The sequence below is a fragment of the Streptococcus sp. 21.1 genome (assembly GCF_016648635.1).
Classification (GTDB): domain Bacteria; phylum Bacillota; class Bacilli; order Lactobacillales; family Streptococcaceae; genus Streptococcus.
The window spans coordinates 162,800-171,177 of sequence record NZ_JACLQL010000004.1; the positions used below are offsets into that span (position 1 = coordinate 162,800).

At 35.3% G+C, this 8,378-nt stretch carries 9 protein-coding genes; 2 read left to right on the top strand and 7 right to left on the bottom strand.

Features of this window, described 5'->3' with window-relative positions; translation table 11 throughout:
- Positions 1-125: 125 nt before the first annotated feature.
- From H7U01_RS04845 to yfmF, 7 genes are read right to left on the bottom strand one after another with little or no spacing between them, the layout of a single operon-like run.
- Positions 126-920, bottom strand: coding sequence for an energy-coupling factor transporter transmembrane component T family protein (locus H7U01_RS04845; RefSeq protein ID WP_037602393.1), 795 nt, complete (start codon positions 918-920; stop codon positions 126-128).
- Positions 913-1,755, bottom strand: a complete 843-nt coding sequence (locus tag H7U01_RS04850; protein WP_201041199.1) for an energy-coupling factor transporter ATPase — start codon at positions 1,753-1,755, stop codon at positions 913-915. Before H7U01_RS04850 ends, H7U01_RS04845 begins: the two co-directional genes overlap by 8 nt.
- Complete coding sequence (locus tag H7U01_RS04855) at positions 1,731-2,561, bottom strand: energy-coupling factor ABC transporter ATP-binding protein (RefSeq protein WP_201041200.1); 831 nt, start codon at positions 2,559-2,561, stop codon at positions 1,731-1,733. Before H7U01_RS04855 ends, H7U01_RS04850 begins: the two co-directional genes overlap by 25 nt.
- A 12-nt stretch (positions 2,562-2,573) precedes the next feature.
- Positions 2,574-3,116, bottom strand: coding sequence for a CDP-diacylglycerol--glycerol-3-phosphate 3-phosphatidyltransferase (pgsA, locus tag H7U01_RS04860; RefSeq protein ID WP_201041201.1), 543 nt, complete (start codon positions 3,114-3,116; stop codon positions 2,574-2,576).
- A gap of 12 nt (positions 3,117-3,128) precedes the next feature.
- Positions 3,129-3,986, bottom strand: coding sequence for a helix-turn-helix domain-containing protein (locus H7U01_RS04865; protein ID WP_201041202.1), 858 nt, complete (start codon positions 3,984-3,986; stop codon positions 3,129-3,131).
- Between the two features lie 58 nt (positions 3,987-4,044).
- Complete coding sequence (yfmH, locus tag H7U01_RS04870) at positions 4,045-5,322, bottom strand: EF-P 5-aminopentanol modification-associated protein YfmH (protein ID WP_201041203.1); 1,278 nt, start codon at positions 5,320-5,322, stop codon at positions 4,045-4,047.
- A 1-nt stretch (position 5,323) separates the two neighbouring features.
- Complete coding sequence (gene yfmF, locus H7U01_RS04875) at positions 5,324-6,574, bottom strand: EF-P 5-aminopentanol modification-associated protein YfmF (protein ID WP_201041204.1); 1,251 nt, start codon at positions 6,572-6,574, stop codon at positions 5,324-5,326.
- A gap of 77 nt (positions 6,575-6,651) precedes the next feature.
- On the opposite strand from yfmF, the gene yaaA reads away from it, so the two are divergent.
- Both yaaA and recF read left to right on the top strand, forming a co-directional pair.
- Positions 6,652-7,029 carry a S4 domain-containing protein YaaA gene (gene yaaA, locus H7U01_RS04880; protein WP_002892188.1) on the top strand — a complete coding sequence of 126 codons (378 nt, stop codon included), beginning with the start codon at positions 6,652-6,654 and terminating at the stop codon, positions 7,027-7,029.
- Between the two features lie 2 nt (positions 7,030-7,031).
- On the top strand, positions 7,032-8,132 hold the full coding sequence (gene recF / locus H7U01_RS04885; protein WP_060971642.1) for a DNA replication/repair protein RecF: 1,101 nt from the start codon (positions 7,032-7,034) through the stop codon (positions 8,130-8,132).
- Positions 8,133-8,378 lie beyond the last annotated feature (246 nt).

Sequence of the window (8,378 nt, forward strand, 5' to 3'; positions counted from 1 at the left end):
TCCCCTTGTTAGGGATATTAAAAATATTACAAGTAGATTGGGATTAGACGAAAAAAGAACGCCTACGTGGGCGTCCATCTAAAACTTCTAGGTCTTAAGACCTAGTTTTTATTTATCTCAACAAATTAACTCTTAAGATAAAAAAGCATTAATCCTAAAGCTAAAATAGCAATAATTGATAAGGTATCTCGACCATTCCATGAAAGTCGACGATATTTTGTACGTCCTTCACCACCTTGATAGCCTCGTGCTTCCATAGCAATCGCCAGAGCATCTGCTCGTTTAAAGCTTGATGCAAACAAAGGTATTAAAATAGGTATTATTGAGCGTACCTTTTGAATAATATTTCCTTCACCAAAGTCAACACCACGCGCCTTTTGAGCATTCATAATACGAGTTGTATCATCCATCAAAGTTGGTACAAAACGTAGACTCAAAGATAGCATTAAACCAATTTCATGTGCTGGCACTTTGAAAACAGTAAGAGGTTTCAAAAGTGATTCAACTGCATCAGATAAACTTAAAGGTGTTGTCGTTAGAGTAAGTAGGGTGGAAAAACTAATAATGAGGATAAATCTAAGGAATATCATCCAACCTTGATTTAAACCGACTTCTGTAATCTTAAAAAAGCCGATAGACCAAAGTACACTCCCTTTTGTATTGAAGAAAACTTGAAATAGGGTAGAAAATAAAATAATCCAAATCATCGGTTTAATTCCACCTAAAAAGAAACCAAGTTTTATTTTAGACAAGAAAACCAAGAAAAGTGTAAATAAAGTTATTACAGCATAAGTTAAGGGATTATTAGCCCAAAAGATAATAACAATATAAATCAGCATGGCTAATAATTTACTTCTAGGGTCTAATCGGTGTATAAAAGAGTCCCCAACAATATAACGTCCAATAATTAACTTATCCATGCGACACCACCTCTACGAATTCCTCGATTGTAATAGGGAGAGTTTCAAATCGATAACCTTTTTCTTGTAGCTGTAGTGCAAACTCTGTAATTTTAGGAACACCTAATTGTTTTTCTTTAAGAAAAGTAACCTTTTGAAAAACATCTTTAGGAGCTCCCGAAAATACCAGTTGCCCTTTTTCCATAACATTCACAGCTGTCGCATAATCGGCAACATCATCCATCAAGTGAGTGACTAAAACAATCGTCATTCCAGAAAGATGTAACTCCTTAAAGAGAGACATCAATTCCTTCCGTCCCTGTGGATCTAGACCGGCAGTCGGTTCATCCAGCACTAGAATATCTGGTTGCATAGCTAGAATCCCTGCAATGGCAACACGTCGCATTTGCCCTCCTGATAAATCAAAAGGATTCTGTCCATGAAATTCTTCCGGGAGTCCAACTAATTTTAGACTTTCAATAGCACGTTGTTCTGCTTCTTCCTTAGAAACTCCGAAATTTTGAGGTCCAAAGGCAACATCTTCTAAAACAGTCTCTGCAAATAACTGACTTTCTGGAAATTGAAAAACTAAACCTACTTTCTTACGAATTGGTTTTATGTCCTTGTTCTTTGATTGACTGGTTATGATAGTATCATCAACTTGAACCTGACCACTAGTTGGTAAATAGAGGCCATTCAAGAGCTGCATAATAGTAGATTTACCACTTCCGGTATGTCCAATAAAGGCTGTATATGAACCATCTTTTATCGTCGTTGTCAATTCAAAAAGGGCACGCCCCTCAAAAGGAGTACCCGCTTGATAGATATAACTTACATTTTCGAGAGAGATTCCCATAATTGTTCTACCAATTCCTTTTCTGTCAGATAGTCTTCACACTCTATCAGACCTTTATTTCTTAGCTTTTGAGTTAATAATGCACTAAAAGGGATATCCAAACCTAAGTCAACCAACTCTGTGCCTCTACTAAATAGTTCACGAGGACTTGAAACAGACTCCACTTTACCTTTTTTCAAAACCAAAACACGGTCGCTCAAAGCGACCTCATCGAGATCATGAGTAATTGATAAAACAGTCATTCCGTATTCTTTACGAATAGCTTTAATAGATTGAATCAATTCCTGGCGACCTTCTGGGTCCAGCATGCTAGTTGCCTCATCCAAAATCAAAATTGATGGTCTCATAGCTACAATACCTGCGATAGCCACACGTTGTTTTTGACCTCCAGATAATCTAGCTGGCTCTCTATCCTTAAATTCTGACATTCCTACAAATTCCAGAGCCTCTTGAACTCTTGAAGCCATTTCTTCATAGGGAACACCTTTATTTTCAAGACCAAAAGCAACATCGTCTTCAACAGTTGCCCCAACAAATTGATTATCTGGATTTTGAAAGACCATGCCAATCTTATCACGAATATCCCAGACATTCTCTTCTGTTAATTCTTGACCATCAACGATAATCTGCCCAAACTCTGCCACTAATAGTCCGTCAATAAGACGTGCTGTCGTGGATTTTCCAGAACCATTATGCCCTACAATGGATAGCCACTCCCCACGTTTCACGTGAAACGATACATCATCAAGAATATAGGATGGTTGATCTTGATGATATTTAAACTTTAAATTTTTTATTTTAATCATTTGTTTATCGTACTACTTGAAAGTATCCTTAAATAAGAAACCTGCACCTTTGAAATAATCATAGCCTGAGTAAATTGTAAAGAACAAAGCGATATAAAGCATAATTGTTCCAATAAAATGCAAATGACACAATAATAGAATGATAGATAACATCTGAGTCACTGTCTTAATCTTACCAGGCATAGCTGCAGCGAGAACTGTACCACCGTTTTCCACTAATAAAAGACGAAGACCTGTTACTGCAAGCTCACGACAGATAATAACCGAAACTACCCAGGACGGCGCTTGATTAATACCTACTAGCATAATAAAAGCTGACATTACCAACATTTTATCCGCTAATGGATCTGCAAATTTCCCGAAATTAGTAACAACATGCCATTTTCGTGCCAAATAGCCATCCAAATAATCTGTAATACTGGCAATAGCAAAGACAACCGCCGCAGCAATATGCATGATATTACTTGACGCAAGTGATGTCATTAATAAAAAGATAGGAATCAAAATAATTCTAGCAAGTGTCAATAAGTTAGGTAAATTTTCTTTTTTAAACATTTCTTCTCGATTCTATTGGATTCTTAATGTTAGGTAGCTAGGTGTATTTTTATCTAATTGCGATAAATCAAGTGACTCCCCATTTACCTTTAGAGTTACTTTTGAAGATTGAGCAATAATAATTTGAGTTGGTTTCGTTTTATCAGAAAAATCTAAAGAGTATTTTGAATTTTTCGTTTTTGAAAGGAGGTAACTCTCTGAAGTCTCTGAATTATCTACTGAAAACCAGGTGTCATCATTATTTTCTGATAACTCTACATCTAAAACTACTGAAGAATTCACATTGGAGAAATCAACCATTAGCTGATTTCCTTGAGTTGTCGTTGTTACATTTGCCCCTGAAACGGTAACCTCAGAAATGCTTCGTGACGATTTAGCCTTACTAGCCGTTGATAGATGATTAACTGTAGAGATAGTATTCGGTTTTATCACCTGAGGTTGATTAGAAAGATGTCTAATAATAATATAACCTACTGAACAAATGATAAGTAACGAAACCGCACTAAGAATTAGTAAAGGTAGATAGTTAGACTTTCTTTTTTCTTCACGTTTATGCTTTAAAAAGCGTGACATAGGAGCTTTGGTAGCTAAGCTTTCTTCCTTACGTTCAACTGTTTTCTTTTCTTTTTTTAGTTTTTGCTCGTTCTGTCTCTGCTCCTCAAACAGACGCTTTCCATCTAAACCAACCGAAGTGGCATACTTTTCAAGCGCTTCTTGCTGAATGTCCTCTGGCAAAGCTTTAAGTTGATCCATTTCCATAGCCAGAAGAAACTGAGCTTCTACTCCAGAAATTTTTTCTACATCATATAAACTTAATTCTTTCTTTATACGTGCTGCACGTAATTGCTCACCTAGAGAGTGTAACTTCATTTTTCCCCTTTCTAATATTCTTCTTTGTTTTCGTGTCTCTATTATAGCAAATAATCACTTATTTAGGGAAGACAACAAAATCGGTAATCTCTATATTTGAGAGATAGTGATTCAAAAAATCCTTCAAATCCTTGGAAGTAATGCTCATCAGTTCCTGACCAAAATCAAAGTATGTTTTATCATTCTCAAAATAAGCTAAATACTGACTTCCTAAATTCTGGATATTGTCTAGACTACGTAAAAATTCACCATACAAAGCTTTCTTTTGCAAATCCAATGCCTCATCCGTCAACAGTCTTTTTTTATCTGCCGACGTCATCACTTGACGAATTAAACTTGACATACGGATAGGTTCTGCAGTGTCCATAGTCATAATGACAAATGAATATCGATTAGATACCTCGTATTCAATTGACACAGACTCATCTATTTTTCCTTCAGCATACCAATTTTGATAATAAGGAGACGTCCAGCCAAACAGTAAATTAAACAATAACTGTACCAGTATGTTTTCTCTCATAGGATTATCAGTAAAAGGAACACTCTTAAAACCAATGGCTAACTTTGAGATGAAAATCTCCATTTGAAGACTATCTAATTTTTGGATATCTGACTCAATGGGGTTCTTTTCTTTTTCAACTATTCTCTCAGGTAGTGTAAACCCGCTTTGTTTTTCATTGACAAAAGTGTAAATATCTTCAACATCAAAATCACCTACCAAAACGAGATGACAGTTTGCTGGTTTGTAAAAGCAGTCAAAATTATCTTTCAAATCCTTTACAGTAATTTTTTCAATGCTATCAACACTTCCAGCAATGTCTTGCCCTAATATAGTATTGGGATACAAACTTTGTAAACAACCCAGATATACTCTATAATCAGGATCATCCTGATACATATTTATTTCTTGTTCAATAATTCTTTTTTCATGGTTGACAGTATCTTTGGAACTTGTAAACTTTGATGTAAACTTTAATAAAAGTTCTAAAGACTCCTCAAAGTGGTCAAGGGTAGAGAAATAATATGTTGTCTTATCCAAGGTTGTAAAAGCATTGACATCAGCTCCAAGCTTGACAAAATCCAATGTCACATCCCTTCCCTGCTCATCCTCAAATAGCTTGTGTTCCAGAAAATGAGCAATACCTGCAGGGTAAGATTGTAACTCACCATCAATATAAAAGTGATTATCTAGCGCCCCAAAATTCGTTGACAGAAAGGCGGCTTTTTCTAAAAATCCTTTTTTCTTAATAATTGATAAAGACATACCATTATCTAAAATTGCTGAATAAACTTCTTCATCAATTTTTTGATAATAACGTTTCTTCAAAGCAGCCATTCTAAGACACTCCTTCTAAAAAGAACAAACTCTGTAGCTTAACTTGACGCGCTACACGGCAAACATCTTTTTTAGTAACCTTCTCAATCTCATCTAACCAATTCTCTAATGAAAGACTTTTATCGCCAAAAATCACCTTATTAAAACGTTGTTCCACCAATGTTAAGGCATGATCTTCAGAGAGTAGGGCATTCATTCGTATGATTTTTTTGGTTTGATTCAGGAGAGAACTTGAAAAACGTCCTAATTTAATGTAATTCAATTCTCTACTAATTCCTCGCATAGCCTGATTTCTATTAGATTTTTCAATTCCAGCGTAAACTTCTAGTAAACCTGTAAAGACATCAAATTGACTACTAATTGAATAAGCCAATCCTTCCTTTTCTCGAAGCGTTGTAAATAAAGCAGAGTGGGCAAATTCACCAAACATGGCATTGAATACAATTAAAGCAAAGTAATCTTTATCTCCATATTGACATGAAAATTGGTACCCTAATTGTAGAATAGATTGACTACTCTGTCTAGGTTCTATCTTTTCTTTCACCACATTGACATAAGGTTGACTATAGCTAAACTGTAAATCAACTTGACGTCCCTCCAAAGGAAAACGATGTAAACCTTGGAGTACTTGATAATCATCAAATTCTCCAACCATAAAGATATCAATACGATCTCTTGTCAACATACTTTGAAATTCTTGATAAGCTGTAAACGAAGTCTCGGCTTCAACAAGTTCTACTTGACCATATTTGGGAACTTTCAAGCCCTCATTTACAAAATAAAGCTCTCTTCCCTTAACTTCACTGTAATAGTAATTATTCTCTGTGTCAACATCAAGGTAAGTCTTTAAATTTTGTTTCTCTATATTAAATACTTTATTTTGGTATTGAGCTACTCTTGACAGCGGCTTGTAAAGACACTCTTTCAAAAATCCTAGAACTTCCCAAAATAATCCATTATTCGTAGGGATAAAGGCATCTTTCAGATATGTCAACTCTATGTCAACACTATGTGTCAACCCTTTAGTTAACACTCTAGTTGACAACTGTGTTCCATAAAGAGAAACTAATCTCTCTTTAAAAGACTGTACTGTTGGATACGTCTGATTGGCTGTAGCCAACATTTGTGAAACCAGAGCTCGTTTAGCAATTTTTTGTTTATTCAAAGAACCTGTCATTCGAAAAACAATACGATTAGTTTTATATTTTTGTGTTGGAATGAAGTGTACATAGACACCATCAGCAATTTTCATTGATAACCTCTAAAAAGTTTATGCTTCCAATTATACCATTTTTATGCTATCTTATCTCAAGAGAAAGTTGAGGTACTATGGAATATAAATTATTTGATGAATACATCACACTGCAGGCACTTTTAAAAGAATTAAGTATCATTCATAGTGGCGGAGCTATTAAAGGTTTTTTAGCTAACAATACCGTTTTATTCAATGGTGAGGATGAAAAACGTCGTGGAAAAAAACTTCGTTATGGGGATGTTATTACTATTCCGTCTGAGGAACTTGAAATAACGATTATAGCTCCTACAACAAATGAAATTGAAGAGCATCAAAAAGAAGTCGCTGAAAAAGCACGTGTTGCTGCCATTGTAAAAAAAATGAATCAGGATAATAAAAAGAAACAAAAGGCACATCCGTCAAAAGAAGGCAATAAAACTAAACGAAAACCCGTTCGTTTCCCAGGAACCTAACTATGTGGCTCGAAAATATTGATATTCAACACTTTAGAAATTATACTGAAGCCTCTGTGAGCTTCTCACCTCATCTCAATATTTTTCTTGGTCGCAATGCTCAAGGAAAAACAAATATTCTTGAGGCCATCTATTTTCTAGCATTGACACGTAGTCATCGGACCCGTTCAGATAAGGAACTGATTCAATTTCAGCAAAATACTCTCAAACTGAATGGCATCGTGCATCGTCATAGTGGAAAGCTACCTCTGGAAATCAGTTTATCTAATAAAGGCCGCATAACAAAGGTCAACCACCTCAAACAAGCTAAATTATCCGATTATATCGGTCACATGACAGTGGTACTCTTTGCTCCTGAGGATTTACAACTTGTAAAGGGATCTCCAAGCCTAAGACGTAAATTTATAGATATTGATTTAGGACAGATTAAGCCTGTTTACCTTTCAGACCTATCAAGTTATAATCATGTACTCAAGCAACGTAATGCCTATCTCAAATCTACTGACAATGTAGACATTAATTTTCTCTCAGTGTTAGATGAACAGCTTTCCGATTTTGGAGCACGCGTTATCGAACATAGACTAGAATTTATCAAGCAATTAGAGGAAGAGGCAGATAGACATCATAGTAATCTCTCAAATCAGATAGAGCGCCTTAAAATCTCCTACGAATCTAATATCCCATTCGGGAATAACAAAGTTATTCGTGAATCATTTTTAACCACGTTAAAGCAAAATCACAAAAGGGATATCTTCAAAAAGAACACTGGTGTTGGTCCACATAGGGATGATTTGACATTTTACATTAATGACATGAACGCATCTTTCGGCAGTCAGGGGCAACAACGTAGTCTCATTCTTTCTTTAAAAATGGCTGAGATTGCTCTGATAAAAAAAGTAACAGGTGAATTTCCAATTCTTCTCCTCGATGATGTCATGAGTGAGCTTGACAATCACCGTCAACTCAAACTGTTAGAAAGTATTGACGAAGAGGTTCAAACCTTCATGACGACAACTTCACTTGATCATCTGAGTAACCTACCACCCGATTTAAAGACCTTCTTAGTCAAGAATGGTATTATTTGTGAAAAACAAGTCGATTAAGCGACTTGTTTTTCTGTTTTCTGTGCTTTACATATATGACAAGCGATGTTAAAAAGTGTAAACAAAAACTCACCCAAACCCTTTGTTAACAATTTTGTTTGTGTAAACACATTGTAAACCTACTGTAAAAATCAATGTAAAGAAAAAGTACTTACCTGAAGTAAGTACTTTTTCTACCATTTGTCAAGCATATCAAGGCATTTGATAAAAAATAGATTGAATTCCATAATCAAACTAAGGAATTTG